1 protein-coding gene is annotated in these 414 nt (G+C 56.0%); it reads left to right on the top strand.

All coding sequences use genetic code 11. The annotated features are described in order from the left end of the window. Nucleotides 1-134: 134 nt before the first annotated feature. A partial coding sequence (locus tag AF337_RS28935) for a hypothetical protein (protein ID WP_049734867.1) occupies nt 135-414 on the top strand: 280 nt, incomplete at its 3' end.

The raw sequence follows: 414 nt of genomic DNA, 5'->3' as shown, positions 1-414 counted from the left end.
CCGTCTGCAGTGTCAGAAATGGATAAGACGCAGCCAGAAGACACCTGCACTCCGGACGCAGCAATCTGTCCCTGCTGTCGAAAGTTGCGCCCGGCATCGAGCATGGATGACGATGGCTGTGGGATTTGTGACGAATGCCTGGCGCCCTGACCTCCAGCAAAGAAGCGTCTGCTGTTTCTGCCTCATTTGAAGCCGCGCTTGCCAGACTATCTGACGGCTATATTCACGGGAATTTCGGTGGTCGAGCATGGGGCGTGACCGTCAAGCGGTCGGAGGACGGAAAGCGGACTTGGCTCTATGGCGAGGAGCTTGGCGGAACAGATATCATCAGCTTCAACTTCTATCGATTGGCTGCATCAGGCTCGCTGCTGAAGCCGTGCGAAATGTCATCCACCAAGGTGATCGAGTTCGTTC

The organism is Rhizobium ecuadorense (assembly GCF_001187535.1).
Classification (GTDB): Bacteria; Pseudomonadota; Alphaproteobacteria; order Rhizobiales; family Rhizobiaceae; genus Rhizobium; species Rhizobium ecuadorense.
The sequence above is the reverse complement of the archived record's forward strand: the minus strand, read 5'-3'. Positions and strand labels throughout refer to the sequence as shown.